The 17522-nt window shown below is 37.4% G+C and carries 17 protein-coding genes; 7 read left to right on the forward strand and 10 right to left on the reverse strand.

Translation table 11 applies throughout. The features are described 5' to 3' along the window. The first annotated feature begins 89 nt into the window (after nt 1–89). Both M23134_RS08070 and M23134_RS08075 read left to right on the forward strand, forming a co-directional pair. Nucleotides 90–800, forward strand: a complete 711-nt coding sequence (locus M23134_RS08070) for a tetratricopeptide repeat protein (RefSeq protein WP_002695282.1) — start codon at nt 90–92, stop codon at nt 798–800. Nucleotides 801–1487: 687 nt separating this feature from the next. Then, nucleotides 1488–2360, forward strand: coding sequence for a glycosyltransferase family protein (locus M23134_RS08075; protein ID WP_002695284.1), 873 nt, complete (start codon nt 1488–1490; stop codon nt 2358–2360). A 58-nt stretch (nt 2361–2418) separates the two neighbouring features. Here the strand turns inward: M23134_RS08075 and M23134_RS08080 are convergent, their stop codons facing one another. The 3 genes from M23134_RS08080 to M23134_RS08090 form a co-directional block, all read right to left on the reverse strand. Continuing rightward, nucleotides 2419–4152, reverse strand: coding sequence for an ArnT family glycosyltransferase (locus M23134_RS08080; RefSeq protein WP_002695286.1), 1734 nt, complete (start codon nt 4150–4152; stop codon nt 2419–2421). Between the two features lie 61 nt (nt 4153–4213). Next, on the reverse strand, nt 4214–4420 hold the full coding sequence (locus M23134_RS08085) for a hypothetical protein (RefSeq protein WP_002695291.1): 207 nt from the start codon (nt 4418–4420) through the stop codon (nt 4214–4216). Between the two features lie 305 nt (nt 4421–4725). After that, nucleotides 4726–5529, reverse strand: coding sequence for a DUF6503 family protein (locus M23134_RS08090; RefSeq protein WP_002695294.1), 804 nt, complete (start codon nt 5527–5529; stop codon nt 4726–4728). A gap of 189 nt (nt 5530–5718) precedes the next feature. Here M23134_RS08090 and M23134_RS08095 point away from each other — a divergent pair, with 189 nt between their 5' ends. After that, nucleotides 5719–5943 carry a hypothetical protein gene (locus M23134_RS08095; RefSeq protein ID WP_002695295.1) on the forward strand — a complete coding sequence of 75 codons (225 nt, stop codon included), beginning with the start codon at nt 5719–5721 and terminating at the stop codon, nt 5941–5943. A gap of 69 nt (nt 5944–6012) precedes the next feature. Here M23134_RS08095 and M23134_RS08100 read toward each other — a convergent pair whose 3' ends face one another. The 4 genes from M23134_RS08100 to M23134_RS08115 form a co-directional block, all read right to left on the reverse strand. Then, the gene (locus M23134_RS08100) at nt 6013–6630 is read right to left on the reverse strand and encodes a SiaB family protein kinase (RefSeq protein WP_002695298.1); all 618 of its coding nucleotides are present in this window, start codon (nt 6628–6630) and stop codon (nt 6013–6015) included. A 262-nt stretch (nt 6631–6892) separates the two neighbouring features. Continuing rightward, nucleotides 6893–7525 (reverse strand): Uma2 family endonuclease, encoded by a 633-nt coding sequence (locus tag M23134_RS08105; RefSeq protein ID WP_002695299.1) that lies wholly within the window; start codon nt 7523–7525, stop codon nt 6893–6895. 202 nt (nt 7526–7727) lie between these two features. Beyond that, nucleotides 7728–8582 (reverse strand): SAM hydrolase/SAM-dependent halogenase family protein, encoded by an 855-nt coding sequence (locus M23134_RS08110; protein ID WP_002695301.1) that lies wholly within the window; start codon nt 8580–8582, stop codon nt 7728–7730. A gap of 9 nt (nt 8583–8591) precedes the next feature. Next, complete coding sequence (locus tag M23134_RS08115) at nt 8592–9557, reverse strand: glycosyltransferase family 4 protein (protein ID WP_002695304.1); 966 nt, start codon at nt 9555–9557, stop codon at nt 8592–8594. Nucleotides 9558–9746: 189 nt separating this feature from the next. On the opposite strand from M23134_RS08115, the gene M23134_RS08120 reads away from it, so the two are divergent. Together M23134_RS08120 and M23134_RS08125 are read left to right on the forward strand one after the other, a co-directional pair. Beyond that, a complete protein-coding gene (locus tag M23134_RS08120; RefSeq protein WP_002695306.1) occupies nt 9747–11579 on the forward strand; it encodes an ABC transporter ATP-binding protein in 1833 nt (610 codons plus the stop codon). A 54-nt stretch (nt 11580–11633) separates the two neighbouring features. Further along, nucleotides 11634–12155, forward strand: coding sequence for a hypothetical protein (locus tag M23134_RS08125; protein ID WP_002695308.1), 522 nt, complete (start codon nt 11634–11636; stop codon nt 12153–12155). An 87-nt stretch (nt 12156–12242) separates the two neighbouring features. Here M23134_RS08125 and M23134_RS08130 read toward each other — a convergent pair whose 3' ends face one another. The 3 genes from M23134_RS08130 to M23134_RS08140 all read right to left on the reverse strand — a co-directional run bounded on the left by M23134_RS08130 (nt 12243) and on the right by M23134_RS08140 (nt 15139). Continuing rightward, complete coding sequence (locus M23134_RS08130; RefSeq protein WP_002695310.1) at nt 12243–12620, reverse strand: DUF1987 domain-containing protein; 378 nt, start codon at nt 12618–12620, stop codon at nt 12243–12245. A gap of 105 nt (nt 12621–12725) precedes the next feature. Beyond that, nucleotides 12726–14036: a CHASE2 domain-containing protein gene (locus M23134_RS08135; RefSeq protein ID WP_002695312.1), complete on the reverse strand. Its 1311-nt coding sequence runs from the start codon at nt 14034–14036 to the stop codon at nt 12726–12728. Between the two features lie 233 nt (nt 14037–14269). Further along, on the reverse strand, nt 14270–15139 hold the full coding sequence (locus M23134_RS08140; protein WP_002695314.1) for a hypothetical protein: 870 nt from the start codon (nt 15137–15139) through the stop codon (nt 14270–14272). 362 nt (nt 15140–15501) lie between these two features. Here M23134_RS08140 and M23134_RS08145 point away from each other — a divergent pair, with 362 nt between their 5' ends. Together M23134_RS08145 and M23134_RS08150 are read left to right on the forward strand one after the other, a co-directional pair. Further along, the gene (locus M23134_RS08145) at nt 15502–16299 is read left to right on the forward strand and encodes an ApaLI family restriction endonuclease (RefSeq protein ID WP_002695315.1); all 798 of its coding nucleotides are present in this window, start codon (nt 15502–15504) and stop codon (nt 16297–16299) included. Then, nucleotides 16286–17497 carry a DNA-methyltransferase gene (locus M23134_RS08150; protein ID WP_002695316.1) on the forward strand — a complete coding sequence of 404 codons (1212 nt, stop codon included), beginning with the start codon at nt 16286–16288 and terminating at the stop codon, nt 17495–17497. Before M23134_RS08145 ends, M23134_RS08150 begins: the two co-directional genes overlap by 14 nt. Nucleotides 17498–17522: the final 25 nt, after the last annotated feature.

Below are 17522 nucleotides of genomic sequence, written 5' to 3' on the forward strand. Positions count from 1 at the left end.
CATAGCCATTGGTAGTACTTTAGTATACCTAACCCTGGTTGCTTGAGATTTATAACTACAAATGCTATAGACCAAACACGACAATATAAATGCAAAATTTAGCCAAATACATAGTTATTATTACCCTGCTGATGTGTCAGGCATGTAGCAAATCATCGGAGGCATTTTTAGAAAAAGGACGTACATTTATGCAAGAAGGTAACTTTAAAGAAGCAGTGCGTTATTTTAATTGGGCAGTAGAAAAAGATGCACAAAGCTATGCCGCTTTTAATGCCAGAGGTGCCGCTTATTTTAGCCTGAAAGATTATGACAATGCCTTGTTAGACTTTAACCAGTCTATAAAGTTAAACGATAAAGATTATAAGGCGTTTATGAACCGAGGCAACGTAAGACGTGAAACCAACGACTTAAAAGGTGCTTTGGCAGACTATACCCAAGCCCTTCCATTGAATAATAATGTGCCTGATTTGTACCTAAACCGAGGGGTAGTAAATGCCCAACTGCAAAACTACGATGCAGCTTTGAAGGACTTTAATGAAGTAATCAAAAGAAATAAGCAAAATAAAAACGCCTATTACAACCGAGGCAATATTTTGTACACTCAAAAAAAGTTTAAAGAAGCTATTGCTGATTTTAGAACAGCAGTACAACTAGATGCCCGCTTTGCCAAGGCTTTGTATGCTTTAGGTATGGCCGAACTGTTGGCAGACAAAAAAGAGGATGCTTGTATGCACCTTAAGCAAGCCGCCAACCTGAATCATCCTCAAGCAGATGGAAAAGTAATCGAATATTGTAAGTAGTTGTTGTGGGAAAAAACGTAGTTAACTTGTTCGATAGCTGCTACAGCCTCAAGCTTTGAACTGCTCTTCAAGTCTATTACCGATTTTATAGAACGCTGATTTTCTGCGTCAATTCGTAATTAAAATCGTAAATACCCTTGGAATTGGCTTACTCATTCGTAATTCCCAAATTCGTAATTTATATGAATAGTATAGTATGCGCTTTATAACGCTCACAATTGAAAAAAATCGTAATTAGCTTCGCAGAGCTCCCTACGGTCGGTTCGTAATTCCCAAATTCGTAATTTATATGAATAGTATAGTATGCGCTTTATAACGCTCACAATTGAAAAAAATCGTAATTAGCTTCGCAGAGCTCCCTACGGTTGGTTCGTAATTCCCAAATTCGTAATTTATATGAATAGTATAGTATGCGCTTTATAACGCTCACAATTGAAAAAATCGTAATTAGCTTCGCAGAGCTCCCTACGATCGGTTCGTAATTCCCAAATTCGTAATTTATATGAATAGTATAGTATGCGCTTTATAACGCTCACAATTGAAAAAATCGTAATTAGCTTCGCAGAGCTCCCTACGATCGGTTCGTAATTCCCAAATTCGTAATTTATATGAATAGTATAGTATGCGCTTTATAACGCTCACAATTGAAAAAAATCGTAATTCGTAATTCCCAAATTCGTAATTTATATGAAGGTTTCAGGATTTAGTTTTGTGCGCAATGCGGTCAAGTTAGACTACCCTATTGTAGAAGCCATTACTTCGGTATTGCCTATATGCGATGAGTTTGTAATAGCTATAGGCGACTCAGAAGATGAAACACTCGAACTGATTCGGTCTATTGATTCTCCTAAAATAAAAATTATAGAAACCGTGTGGGATGATCGCCTGCGAGAAGGAGGGAGGGTGTTGGCTGTAGAAACCGATAAAGCTTTTGCGGCACTTGCCGAAGACTCCGACTGGGCGTTTTACATCCAAGGCGACGAAGTGATACATGAACAATACCTTGACAATGTAAAGCAAGCAATGCTCAAGTACAAAGACAACCCCAAAATAGATGGGTTGTTGTTTAAGTACCAACACTTTTATGGTTCTTATGATTATGTGGCAGACTCGCGCAAGTGGTATCGGCGTGAAATAAGAGTGGTGCGCAATCGCAAAGATATTTTTGCTTACCGCGATGCTCAAGGTTTTCGTAAACAACCTAACGATAAGTTGCGCGTAAAATTGATTGATGCCTACATTTATCACTATGGTTGGGTGCGCGAGCCCGACAAGCAACAAGATAAACAAAGGGCTTTTCATAGCCTGTGGAAAAACGATGACGAGGTAGCCCAGTTTGTAGGACAAGCCAGCGAGTTTGATTACTCTAACATTGACTCATTGAGCGTGTTTAAAGGTACCCACCCCAAAGTGATGCAAGCTCGCATTGACCGTATGAACTGGAAGTTTGACCACGACATTGCCAAAAAGAACTATTCGGCAAGAGTGGCATTTCTTACGATGGTAGAAAAGCTTACTGGGTGGCGCATTGGTGAGTATAAAAATTACAAAGTGGTATGAATTATACAGCCCCTGATAAATATGTATTTATCAGGGGCTGTATGTTTATGCTGTTTTTTTAAAACTTCCGGTTATACACTACCCAATACCTCTCTGGGCGGGTTTTGTCTGTAATAAAACCATCTATTGAGTGTACCTGAGCAAATACCTTGTCAGACAAGTTCATGTAATACTGATAAGTGGTGGGTTCTTTATAATTATAAGGGCAGTAATAACAAAGCTTTTGGTGCATGTATGCCCTAAACTGCATATACATCTCTTCGTTGAGCACGATGGCTATAGGCTCTTGAGCATCGTATAGTTTTTTGAGTTGCATAAAATGCTCCCCCTTTAGGTGGTTATAAGGGCTTAACTTTTGGTAAGGATGATCGACCGAAATCATGTAAAAAGGCATAGAAGGTAAAAACTCGTGAGCAAGTACTACCTTGGTTTTCGCTGGAGTTGTTTTTTCAATCAATTGGGCTACCTGTCGGGTGGCTGAACGTGATGTATCCAGTGAAGGCACAATCAGCCCCCAGGCAATAAGAAAAAAGCCCAATGCACTGACTAAACTGCCCTTAAGCCCCAGGTCTACCGCCCCTTTTTTATAGTTTATAAAGTTATAAATACTTAAGCCTCCCCAAAGCACTGCCAGTATCACTGCTGCTACAACACCTAATGTATCTAAAAACAAAATACTGCCTGCTACAAGCCCTGCCGAAATAATAAGTGCCAATACCAAATAAATGTATAGACCCACCCGCAAAACTTTGAGCTGGGTAAAGTCTGCCGCTTTTACCTGTAGTATTTGTCGGGCAATAATGACTGCTACCGCTGGATAAGCCCCCAACGCATACGAAGGCAGTTTGCTGGACACTAACTCATATACAAACCAACCTGCACTGAGCCAGGCAAGCATATACCAATAATAATCGTCGTTTTTCCTTTTACGCCAATGGCTAAATAAGTCTTCCAAGCCCTTAGGGAAGTACATGAGCCACGGTAAAAAAGCAATGCAAAACACCAATAAAAAGTAGCCTGGAGGACCCGTTTGTCCAAATACATTGCCGCTTACCCTTTTGAGTATATACCAGTCAATTAACCAAGTGATAAACTTACCCCCATCGGCTTGCCAGGCAGCTTGCCCCCATACATACAAAGGAACCAGCGTAAGTGGTACAAAAATCCAGGGGTGTAGGTGTACCAGCCGCCAACGCTTTGGATGAAATATGAAGAGCATGCCTATCATGCCAAATACTAAAATAAGCACTGGAGGACCTTTAACCATAATGCCCCCGCTTACCATCAGCCAAAGCAGCAAAGTCCATTTCCAGGCAGGACGATGCATAAAATTGAGCAGGGCAAGAGCAGCCCCAGTTTCAAAAAACATCAGGGTAGCATCGGTAACTCCTATTTTGGCAAGGCTAGGCAGAAACAAAGACGACAGCATTAAGATCGCAGCCAGTAGTGAGGTTTCGCGCCCAAATAGGTTTTTGCCCAAGGCAAACAGCATGTAGCCTGCCAATAATAGGGCAAGTACACTGGAAAAACGTGTGGCAAATTCATTTTCGCCAAACAACCAAAATGATCCGGCGATTGCCCAAAAGTGAAGCGGTGTTTTTCGGTGAGGTTCCGACCAATCAAACTCAGGTACAACCCAATTGCTGGTTTTTCGCATATTGTGGGCAAATCCGGCATAAGCCGATTCATCCTGATCCCAAAAAGAGATAGACCAGTTATTGATAAATAAATTGAGCACAATAATACCTATAACCAGGTACAAAAAACGCTTGTTTTGGACTATGGCTTGCATCAAGTGTTATTTTACGTGTTTTGGGTTGATCAAAAAAAGATAGGAGGGAGGGGTATTATTACTAATCAATCTCTACCCTCACCGAAATGGTAAGCATAATTTGATCTTGACTAATATTTTGATGAGTTGCCAATTTTTTGAGCAACTCTTTTTTTATACCCGCTATTTTAGGTCCTGTGGTAGTTATTGCAGGTAACTCCTCTATTTTGGCACGAAAGCCAGTAGAGGCTGGTTCTAGTATGGCAGTGAATGCGAATTTATTATTCATTTTATATAAACGATGTCAATGGGGGGCAAATTTAGGCTTTTTCGTAGCCAAAACAAAGATGAAAGTTAAAGGGAGGGAAAAATTAAAGCAAAGCAACCTGAAGTACAAATGCCAAGCCCGGCTTATTTTCATCAAATCAAACTGTAAGTATCTGATTTAGAGGGTGTTTGGTTTCGTGGAGCTTCATCTGTTTGCTGGATTTTCCGAATCAAGTTCGGAGTGGGCAGTATTTTGACTAATTTTAAACAGCGCTCATTTTCAAAGATCAAGTGTTTGATTGTTTGTTGTAGTTTAACCACTATTTATCATTTAATCAGGCTTACCTTGATATTTTTATTTTCAATCTTAGACAACAGCTTTAGTTTACCCGCTTCATACATTTTAGTGAGTTCACTAAGGTCAGTACCTTTGGTTGCTTTGTAATTTTCGTAATCCAAAAATGTAATGCCCTCAATAGTACGTGGGTTATAAGCAGCTCTAAACCTTACTCCCCCCTCATGTATCTCATAAGAGTAAGCAAAGTAATCCATCGTGTTTTTTTCTTTGTGCATCCAATACATATATACATCCGAGTGGTCTTCTCCTCCTCCCTCTTGTTTAAATGTGACCTGTATTTGGTGGTAAGGTTGCCCTTTGATGGTGGTTTCGCCCATATATTTTTTTATTACTGCATTGTCGTTTAAATTAAAAGGCAAAAACATAAAGTACACCACTGAGTTGATAGAATTTGAATATTTATTTGTCCATTCTTTATTCACTGCCACTTCCTTGCCTTCTACTCTTCTTGTAAACCCTTCATTTGTTAACACATCATGCACCTGACCCAGTGAATCATGTTTGAAACTACGCTCGTATTGATACTTTCCTCCGTTACGTTTATAGGTGTAATGAATGTCTCGGAAGTCGAACGATACCTGGGCTTTTTTGTACAAATCACCCCCATGTTGAGCAATCACCGTATTGACTATCTTTTGCTCCTTGGTAAGTGATAGGCTGTTTTTTTCAGGCGCGTTATTGGCTTTTTCCTGGGAGGTGTTTTTTTTTTGTTGAGGAGCACAGGCGTTCAAAAACCAACCTGCAAGCAAGATAAAAATGAGGGAAGTGCGCATATCCATGATTTCGTGTTTCTAGTAGTTTTACAATACTAAAATACGGAGAAGAATTAAAGCCATACCATCAGCCTTGAGGCTTTAACACCCTTTTAACACCTGTTTCGCAATGGTATTTTGGCTAAAAAAAAGGGGGATATACAACAGTAATTGAACTAAAAAACGTGTAATCACTAAGAGTGAAAGAAGATGAGTAAACCTATATTGTGTGATGTTAAATCAATAGACAAATTCAAAGAGGTATTTAGAGTAGAAGCAGGCAGCTATGATATTTTTATGCGTAAAATGGGAGAGGTATTTCAGTTTAACTGGTATTATGTGCTTGCCAGCAAAGGCGAGTATTTGTACAGCTTGTTTGCCAATGCCTGCAACAAAGATTTTGTGTGGGATTGTGAAAATGAGTTGCCTTTTTAGCCACAGATAGTTAATCATTGATTCTTGTGTTATGTCAACAATTAACCATCTGACGGAGTAAACTGTGAGTTAGTTTTTTGGTTTCTTTTTCTGTAAAGCATGAAACTCTTCTATCTCTTTTCTGATTTTCCCGGTGTTTATTTCTACTTTCAGAATAAAAAAAGAATTGTTGTCGTCATGGGGCAAAAAGTGATAATCATGTTTTCCAGTAGTTTTCCGGGCAATGTCAATCAAGCCTAAGCCAGCCCCTCCTTTGGTAGACAATTTACCTTCTTTGATTTGCTTGCGGTACATTTCTTTGAGCTCCGTTTTGCTTGCTGCATTAATACGCTGGAGCATATCTTCAAGAATCGGTTGTTTTTCTCTCGATACCTTATTCGAGGTGATTACATAATATGTATCATCTTTTTTACCAATCATAAACAACCCTTTTCCTATAGAGCCTTGCTCGGCAATTTCGTCAGAGTGTTTATTCATGTTTTGTAAGGTTTCTACCATTACATGATACACTTTACGCTTGACCGACAGTTCTTCTTGGTTTTTGTCCATGTCATCTTCTGCCATAGAAGTAAACATTTTGGTAATTTGATGACTAAATTCACCCAGGTATACCAAAGAAATTCCATTGGTTACTAGTTCATCATAAATAGTGAGTACCGATTTTATAAATCTGACATCTAATTTCATAGGGGTAAAAAATCTTAGAAGACCTTAAAAAATTTGGATGTAAAACCGAAAGTCATTGGATAGAATAAAATATTTACTTTCAGTCACGCGAGTTAATATGATTGATGTTTGCCTCTTTTCAAATCAGGTATAGCAATTACCATTCTTAAATATACAAAACATTTCAAATTATTTTGGAAAAAGCATCCAAGATTCTTAGATATATTCTCAACAACGAAGGCAACAGGGAAATGAAGAGTATAGAACTTGAGCAAATATGTGCTTATTTTTTAGGAGGAGGAAAAGCCTTGGGCACAATACCTGTGTTGTGGTATATTTCTGCCACGGTAGTTTCGAGGTTTATCAAAGGAATAGATACCAGGCTTTCCAAGGTGTCAAAATTTTCGTACCCCCAAGGGGCAGATGTTTGACTACGTGTATACAACTCTACCCTGAAGGTGTATTGAGATACCATTAAGTATACTTGTAGGGTGGGCACTTGCATGTATTTTTTGAGCTTACAATGACGGTCAAACTCATCAGTAATTTTAGATAACACTTCTACCGCAAGCAACGGCTCTCGTTTAAAGCCCACCGGACAGTCTTCATCAGGATATTGGGTAATAAACAAGTCAGGACTGGGGTAAAACCGGTCTTTGATGGCTTCAAAACGAATACCATCACTGTACAATAAATAAGGAGGTACATCGTCTTGCCCGGTAACACTAGCTGCATCATTGTTTTTCAAGTGCTCAGAAAAAATATTGACAAGGTTAGAGGCAATCAACTGATGGTTTTTAGTTGTGTTTGCTACAGATAACCAATCTGAGTAGAAATATTCCTTGCTAAGGTCCAGCGTACCTTTCAGTTCTAGGTACGCTGTTGGAGAGTATAATTTATTTGATGCATTTATCATAGATGCTGTTTGTCTCATTAAGCCTTAATCTTACTATGCCTTTTTAATAGTTACGTAATATAGTGGCAAGGGGTCATGATCTCCTGTTGAGATGTGTATATCATTTCACAACAAATATGCCATGGTAAATACAAAATACTTGATTAACATCGATTAATATTTGATAGCAAAGCCAACAAGCAAAAAAGAAGAAAAAAGTTGTTTAAGAATCAGTGGTTATCTGATGTGTTGTTATGCGCCAATCGGTGCCTGACCCTATACCATATACCTTGGCAAAATTCCCTTGGTTGATTGCCAGCCCCAGATTACCCTGTGAATCTTGGTATAACAAAGGAGTTCCAGCACTTTTAAACCCAAAGCTTTTTACTATTCCAAGCGTTTCGGCAAATACAGGTGTTTCTTTGTGCCAAATCCTTACCTGAAGCATAGATTTTTGATCTACACTCGCTCCCAAAGCATCTATCCATGAATAAGGTATATTAGTAACAATATTGCCATAAGGGTGCTCTGTCTTAGTAATGATTCCTTTTAGCCCTGCATCAGGCAATATTTCAGCTTCGGGTATGTGTAGTTGGGTCAAAGGTTTTGTGTGTTTTTTTCCTACATCATCGAGCTTTAGTTTACCACTGGCAAGTAGTGCCCCCACATACACATATACATCTCTGCCATGAAACGTATGGAAAGAGTCAGAACCAGGACGTCGGTGTATTGCTTCGTCAATAAGGTATACGTTTTTAATGCCTTGCTCTTGAGCTACCAGAGTAAGGGTGCCATTGTCTGGGGTGACAATCAGGTGATCGTTATTGGTAAGCGCCACTACCGAACGGCGTTGAGTACCTACTCCTGGGTCAATTACTGCCACAAATACAGTTCCGGGACTCCAGTAAGGAATAGTGTGTGCCAGTGTTTGACTAGCTTCCCAAATATTAAAAGGAGCAATTTCGTGCGTAAGATCTATGATAGGCAACGCAGGGTTTATTCCTAAAGCCACCCCTTTCATGCTGGCCACAAATCGGTCGCGTAGCCCAAAATCAGTCATTAAAACTAAAGCATTCATATTGATAGTTTAAAATTTATACCGCTTAAATTTTTTGGTGAGCGTTGATTGAGGTCTGGCGGCGTTGATACTTTCACCGTTTAGAACCTTCTCATAGTACATCAAGTACTTGTCTGTCATTTGTTTTGCCGAAAAATTGTCGCAAACATATTCGTGGCAGGCTTGAGCGTCAAAGTCCTGCAAGTTTTGAACGGCAGCCACCAACTCCTCCTTACTATTAGATAAAAAGCCCACTTCTTTAGTGATAATTTCGGGTAACGACCCATAGCAAGTGCCAAATACAGGAGCACCAAAATACAAGCTTTCGGTCATAGCCAAACCAAAAGGTTCATCCCAGAGCACTGGAAATAACAAAGCTTTGCTATGTCGCAACAGTTCAAGCTTATCTTCGCCTCCTACCATTCCTTTGTATATAGTATTGTCTTTTTGAAAACTCAACAAAGGTTTTTTCTTTTCTGCTCCCCCTGCTACCAATGTTTCTCCAGTTTTATTGGCTATATATTGGCATCCTTTCAAGTTCTTCTCTTTTCTGTCTTGCCCCAAAAAAAGCAAGTGTTGCCTCGACGCATTTAATGTAATGGTTCCGTAGTCGTCTAACCCCAACCCATTGTATACAAAGGCTTCTGCCTGATGGCGTTGTGCGTGATTATGTGATACAAAAATAGTATGGATATCATAGTTTTCACCAGGACCACTATTGCCATGCATGGTTACTACATAAGGCTTACTCAATGGCTGAGTAATAGGAAGGTGGGCATGTACTATATCTACTTCTTCGGGTATTTGTTGGTCAATGCTTAGCGCAGGGTTGTAAGTAAGTACTTTGGCAAAGCCTGCATTTGACCCCTCAGGCACCAATAAAGTGATTTGATGCCCCCTTTTGTGCAACTCTTTACTCAACCACCATACTACTCGTTCAGTACCACCGTATTTTTGCACAGGCACCCTGCCATTACAGATTTGTAAAATATGCATATATAATATACTTAAAAATGTATGCTTTGATAAAGAACAAATGTAGAAAAATATTGGTTGCTTAAAGAGCTCATAAACGACCCTTTGTCAAATTGTTATCAGAGATTACTGTTTTTTTAACAAAAGCGCTAACTTTGCGGCTTTATTGGGCATTATCTACAAAAGTGACCATTATTTAAATACACCTGAATGAAAACTTTTTTTAGAATACTTTCATTTGCTCAGCCGCTGAGCAAATATGCTATTCCTTACTTTATATACTCCATATTTGCCACCATATTTGGGGTACTTAACTTTACCCTCTTAATTCCCCTGTTAAAAGTACTATTTGGTAAAGCAGAAGTGAAAGAAGTTCCAAAAGAACCAGTTTTTGAACTGAGCAAAGCATTTCAATACTTACTCGATTATTTTAATTATTTTTTCAAAAAACTGGTATTTACCGAAGGCGCCTACTCAGCCTTGATATTTGTTTGCATTATATTTCTTGCGTCTATTTTCTTATCCAATATATTCCTTTATTTATCTATAAGGGTAAAAGAGTATATGCGGGCAAGGGTGATAGAAAATGTAAGGGCTACTTTTTTTGAGAAAGTAACCTCTTTACATCTGGGCTATTTTTCTGACCAAAAGAAAGGCGATTTAATGTCGCGTATTACCAGTGATGCCAACTACCTGGAGTGGGCGGTAATTCATAGCTTAGAGCTACTTTTCAAACACCCCATACAACTAGTAAGCTTCTTCATTGTGCTATTTTATATTTCGGTACCACTCACTTTGTTTACACTGGTATTTTTGCCTGTATCTGCTACCATTATTGCTTTTCTGAACAACAAGCTCAAAAAACAATCTTACTCACTGCAAGAGTCTCAGGCAGTGATTATGAGTATTCTGGATGAAACACTCGGTGGCTTAAGGGTAATCAAAGGCTTTAATGCGATTAGTTATATAAGGAGCAAGTTTGACCAAGAAAATAAACATTACGGCGATGTAGTACGCGCAATGGCTCGTACCCGCGAAATGGCATCACCTATATCAGAGGCTACCGGAGCTTTGGTAGTTGTAGGTATATTATTGTACGGTGGTAGCCTTATTCTACGAGAACAACCTTTATTGCAGCCTACCGAGTTTATTACTTATATTATTTTATTCTCGCAAGTAATGCGTCCCGCAAAAGGGCTAACTGTAGCTTCAAGTGGTGTACAGGTAGGTTTGGCAGCAGGCAATCGTATTTTTAATATTCTGGATGAAGCGGTGAAAATTAACGACAAGGAAAATGCACTGGAATTAAAAGAGTTTAAAAGCGAGATTGAGTTCAAAGATGTACACTTTCGCTACGAAGAAGATTGGGTTCTCCAAGGGATTAATTTTAAACTGGAAAAGGGTAAAACTGTAGCCTTGGTAGGCAAAACCGGAAGTGGCAAGTCTACCATTGCCGATTTGATTCCTCGCTTTTATGATATACAAAAAGGTGGAATTTATATTGATGGTGAAAACCTACAGGATTATCGATTAGGTTCGGTATTGCAACACATTGGCATTGTAAGTCAGGAAGCGGTACTGTTCAATGATACTATATTCAATAACATTGCTTTTTCGGTAGAAGATGCTACCTATGCACAAGTAGAAAGGGCGGCAAAAATAGCCAATGCCCACGACTTTATTGTAGAAAAGCCTCAGGGCTATCAAACTTTGGTAGGAGATAGGGGTGATAAGTTGTCGGGTGGACAGCGGCAACGAATTACGATTGCAAGGGCGGTACTTAAAAACCCTTCTATTCTGTTATTAGATGAAGCTACTGCGGCGATGGATCCTAAAACAGAGCAATTGGTACAAGACGCCATCAATAATCTGATGCAAAACCGAACATCTTTAGTGATTGCTCACCGTTTGAGCACCATTCAGAATGCAGATGAAATATTAGTGGTGAGAGAAGGGCACATTGTAGAGCGTGGAACTCACGCTGAATTACTTTTACAGGAGAATGGAGAATATGCTGATTTACACGCAAGTGGGATAAGATAATTGAAAAAAAGGCTCAAATTAAAACAAAGATATACAACTGAATGATTTAATTCTATGGCAAAGGTATTTAGTATTGTAAGAATACTTACAATCATTTTTTTCTTTATGGCTTTATTGGGGATGTACTATGACCTTAATTTATATTCAAAGGGACTGGTCATCTATTTCGACGCCAACCAAAAGCCCGCATTGTCTACTACTTCTAACATGGTATTTTGGGTAGGTACAGGTTTTATATTGTTATTAAATGGTTTGGCAGTAGCACTCAAAAACCTCTTTCATGCATTGCCCAGGCAGGCGCTCAAAACTTTTACCCCAAATTCAGATTTTTGGTTGAAAGACGAAGAGTCACGCGATCATTACTATGCTGTAATGGATACCTGGTTGATGACTTTTATAGGAGTACTCAATATGTTTTTGGTATTTGTGGTACTTAAAATGTGGCGTATGAACCGTGCTTTGAAAGGAGAGATTACTGAATATAGACTCTTGACCGTGGCTGCAGTGGTCATTATTGTCTTTTTTATCTCCTATATATTTGTTAGGTTCAGAGTTAAAAAATATGATGTAGTGTAGCGAAAGCTTGTATACAGCAAAATTAAAAAAGGAGGTATTTGGTATAAGCCGAATGCCTCCTTTTTTTAATAAAAAATCACGTAATGCCTATAAAGGAATCAAGTTTAGAGGTAGGCTCACATCCTCTAGATAGTCTTCTCCTTGTTCCAGCATGTCCATGTCGTTTTCATCATAGTACCAGTTCACTTTTACTTCTCCACCCTTGTTTTCGTAATAATCTTCCAATATGTTGAGTATCTCCAAAAAACGGCGTGACGTACTGGTATTAAAGTAAGTCATTTTAAAATTTAACTCGATTTTTCTGCCTTCTTCCTGAGTATATTCTTTGAGCCATTCGAATACCGGCTTAAAAAATTCTAATGTATACTCTCCGTAAGAGTTTTTCGAAACTTCTAATACGCCAGAGTTTGCATCAAAATCAATGCGCGGTTTATACTCAGTAGCCTCTATGGTTAAATTTTCCATTTGTTGTGAGGTTTTGATCTATGCTGTAATAAGAATTGTTTACTAAAAATAATTTGGTTGGCTTAATTACCAAAGGTTACATTTAACAAATATATAAATTTTCTGCTAAACTGCTTTTTCTTCTTCTTGTTTAGGCGAAAATTTATTATTGAAGAGGTTTTTACCCTTTTCGATCAAGTTCATATAAAATGCCAGAATAATGGTTCCTACGTGAATATTGAACAAAAAGAAGGAAACAATTGAAATAACCATAAAATAAGAAGCAAATACAGTCATTGAAGCCAAAAAACTGCCTGCATCACTCTTTCTGGTCAGTTTTTGTATCCACTTGCCATAAATGGTTCTATAATAAAAAGTAATAAAGGATATGAACCAGTAAGCTAACAACAAATAAATTACAAAACCTGCTTTAATTTGATTATCTCGGTTTTCGAGTGCCAAAAAAGCATTTAATAAAATCAGAGGACCTTGTGTGTCACCGTAAATTGTTTCGTGTATATCGTTGCCATTGGTGAGCGTAAAATCGCCAATAAATACAATACGATCTTTGACAAACTCATGTACCCCATCGGCACTTACAACATTACCATCGTCATCGGTTTCAAGCAAAGCAAGCAACTCTCCCAGGTATATCTTGCTATACTGTACAGGTTTTGCTTTTGCCTTTCCTTTTTTGTTATGAGTGCTGTCGTTTACCTGAGCATCGCCGCTAAAACCATAAGGACGAATGCGGTAGTCGATGATGAAAGAATTAAAGATAGGGCGTCCACCTAAAGAGTAATAAAAGGTATTTTTTTCAAACTTTTCGCCAGGGTGTATACCTTCATACATAATGAGTGGGGTAGACTTAAGCGAATCGTTATGAAAAAGCTTGAATTTAACTGCTTTTTGAGATGTTTTCTCTAAATCAGACAGCGATAATTTACTCTTGGGTATTTTTACATCTGGATGCACAGGTTTGTCGTTGTCGTCGCGATGATAAGATACCGCCATTCGGGGGAGTTTTTTGATGGCAGCCAACATAGTCGAGTCATATTCAGTAGAGTCTTTAAATTCTATGTCGCATACCATAAATTTGTAGTTGGGTTTTTTGCTGAGAATAGTAAAAAACTGAGCAAGCTTTTCGCGGTCGGTAATGGGTTGATAACCAATCGGAAACCCTTCACTGTCGTTTTTATCAATCAAAGCCTTGTCCCAGGCAATATTTATAAAGGCAAATCGATCAGGGTTGGGTGGTTTTTCCCATTTAAGTATGAGGTTTTTTACCGCCGATGAATAACGAATGAGCGGGAACTCATCAAAGAATACATAAGGATAGCTCAATAACGTAAATGTTAGCCACATCATCAGCAATGCATTAGAAAAGCTCAATGCTGATACGCGCAGTACTTTTTTCTTATTGATTTTGAACGCCATAGAGAGGGGGTGTTTAATGGAAAAACGCTGAGTTTCTCGAAAAAAACGAAATCAGGTTAAATTATAAGCCTGAGTTAGATCTTACCTTCATCTAATGGTAAAAAAATAGCCAGGCAATGTGAACTGTCTGGCTACTTTTTTACAATTATAATGCTATAAATTTGATGGTGGTGGGTTATGATAAACTTTCAACCAATGTTTAGAGCAAAAAAGTGTATGATATGGTTAAACACCTATTTTTCTGATTTTTGAGGCTTAAATTTTACATCAGTAGATGAGATAAAGCCATTGGCTTTTAACCATTTTTTAAATACCTTTTCGTCAAAGTATTTACCGTGTACATCCCTTACATAAGTGTATACATGGGTATATTTGGCGTTGTCGTTCAGGTTTTTGTCTTTGTTATAAATGGCTAACAACTCGGTAAGCTCATTTTTTAATTCATCTGAATCAACAAAAACCACATTAAAAGCGGCTTCTTTTCTTGAAGAACGATTGCTTTTGTCAAAGTAGTAAATCTCAATTTGCTCTACTTCATCCGGGCTTATTTTAACCCCATTTTTAGTGAAAATTCTACTTTTATCAAAAGTAACTGTGTTGCCTTGATAAGGTAGTTTTTTGTTGATAGCCTTGCCATTGTACACATAACGACAAACCAAAAATTTGGTTTTGCTCAATGGGTAATTTGACAAGTTTACATTAAACGCTACTTTTTTACCAATAATGGCAAAATCAGTGTCACCAAAATAACCTTTCAAACTTTCTACATCGGTGTCTTCAGCGCCACGCGTACTTGCTTTGGCGTTTTTCTTAAGAGGCGATACCACATCTTTGACAAAAGCATAAAATTCGGTGCCTTTTTTCTTGGCACGTTTGGTAGTTAAAATAAAGCGTCCACGACGGCTACCAATCATTACTGCTTTGGCTCCTTTGCTTAGTTTTAAATTGTCTGAAGATTTGATCTTCATACCACGGCGTAAGTATTTTTTTGTGCTTACGTTTTGAATCTTGCCTTTGACGTGTACTACGTGGTAGGTTTCCAGTAGGTGGTCACTACTGGTGTTTATGTTTAATAATAGTGAGAATATGATCGCAGAAATCATGGCTTTTTAATAGTTTAGTTTTTGAAAAAAATTACTTAGTAGTGTTTAATAAATAATCAATTTTTGAGTGTTTCAAGCTATTTTTTACAATAGTTATACTAATCAGAAGAACGTTTAATTTGATTTTTTGTTACTTAATCTGATTTTTGCTATATTGAAATTTTTTTCTGTTTACAAAGCACAAATGACACTCATCCTATATAAAAGGTTATTGTGAGAGTCTTTGTAATCAGATGCGCTGTTGAACGGTTGATGGATGTTTAATGAGTACAATGCAAAAATAAGAAACCTATGTGGCATTGTACAACAATAGAGGAGAGGGATTATAAATATTTTTATCAAACTTATCTATATAATCAACTATGTTTAGAATAGAACAGTTAAATAAAGCAGAACTTATAGAGTATTGTAAAAAAATAGGTATCGAGGAGGTCGTTGGTAAAAGCAAAGAAGAGCTAAAAACAGCTATTAGTATTCATTTTGATAATGAGGTATTAGGGTCTATAACTTCAGGTCAGGCAACGAGCTTATTAACTCAAAAAATTGAATTGCTTGCAGAAGAATATGCCGCTAATCTGCAACTTAAAGTTTTGAAGCGTAAGCAAGAAATGATAAACGATGATAATTCACATTATTTAATATATCGTGTGTTAGGCATTGCTAGACAAGAAGGGAGGTTGATAGATGAATATCAAAATACAGGTCGTTTTTTATATAAATATGCAGGTTCTTTTCTCGAAGAAGCAACTTCAATATGTTTGAAGTTTAATAATCTTAAAGGTGGTAAAAGATTTGTGAAAAATACTCAAGGTAAAAAGCCTAAAAATTTTGAAATAGACTTTGTAGATGGACAATATGCCTTTGAGATTAAGTGGAGGGATGCCACTACAGATGGTGATCATATTACCAAAGAACATACTAGAATACAGGTAGTCAAAAGTCAGGGGTATATACCAGTTCGCATTATGTTTTATTACCCTCAAAGATTACAAGCACAAAAAATACAGGCAACTTTAAAAACTTTGTATACAGGTGTTGGAGGAACGTATTATGTGGGTGATGATGCCTGGAGTTTTGTTCGGGAGCATACAGGCTATGATTTAAAAAGTATATTGATAAATATTGCAAATAAACGAATGCCAGAAAATGGAAGTAAATAAATTATATCAAGGGCATTGTATAGAGATTTTAAGAAAACTAGAGGCTGATTCGGTAGATTTAGTTTATTTTGATCCTCCCTTTTTTACTCAGAAGAATCACACATTAACTAATAGAGATGGTAGCAAAAAGTATCAGTTTAGTGATCATTGGAAGTCTTTAGATAGTTATTTAGTTTTAATAGAAGGGTGTCTAATAGAAAGTCGAAGGGTGCTTAAAAACTCAGGAAGTGTTTTTTTGCATTGTGACAAAACAGTGTCTCATCATATAAGAACAGTATTAGACAAGGTTTTTGGGGTAAAAAACTTTAGAAGTGAAATTATATGGAGTTACAAAAGGTGGTCAAACTCTAAAAAAGGTTTGCTAAACGCTCATCAGAATATTTATTTTTATTCAAAAACTAAAGAGTTTAAGTTTAATCAATATTATACCGACTATGCCCCAAGTACCAATGTTGATCAGATTTTACAGGAGAGAAAGAAAACAGCTAATGGGAAGTCTGTATATAAAACAGATGACAGTGGTAAGGTTATATTAGGCAAAGAAAAGAAAGGGGTACCTTTATCAGATGTTTGGGAAATTCCTTATTTGAATCCAAAGGCTAAAGAGAGAGTTGGGTATCCCACCCAAAAACCTGTATTATTATTAAAACAAATATTAAACGTAGGAAGTAATAAAGGGGATTTAATAGTAGATCCTTTTTGTGGAAGTGGAACTACTTGTGTGGCAGCTAAAAGCCTAGAACGAAATTTTATAGGCATTGATAGTTCGGAGGAAGCCATTAGTCTGGCTAACCAAAGGTTACAGGATATGTTAATTACTGATTCAGCGTTGTTGAAAAAGGGAGCAAAAAGTTATATAGAAAAAACAGAAGAAGAGCTTAACCTTTTAAAAAGTATAGATGCTATACCTGTACAAAGAAACTTAGGGATTGATGGTTTTCTTAAAAATCACTTTAATGATAAACCCGTTCCTATCAAGATTCAGACAAAATCAGAGAGTTTAGAAGATGCAATTGAAAAGCTGGAAAAAGCCTGCAAAGGAAAAGGTTATCAATTAAAAATTGTATTACAAACTAAATCAAATATAGAGAATAACCGCTTATTTGATTTAGCTTCTGATGTAAAAGTAATTAAGTCGAGTCATCTACTTTTGGTAGAGCTTCAAGAGCAAATGATGAATAAACTGATACATAAGTAACAGTGTTGAAACACACGTTACTTAT

The organism is Microscilla marina ATCC 23134, assembly GCF_000169175.1.
GTDB classification, from domain to species: Bacteria; Bacteroidota; Bacteroidia; order Cytophagales; family Microscillaceae; genus Microscilla; species Microscilla marina.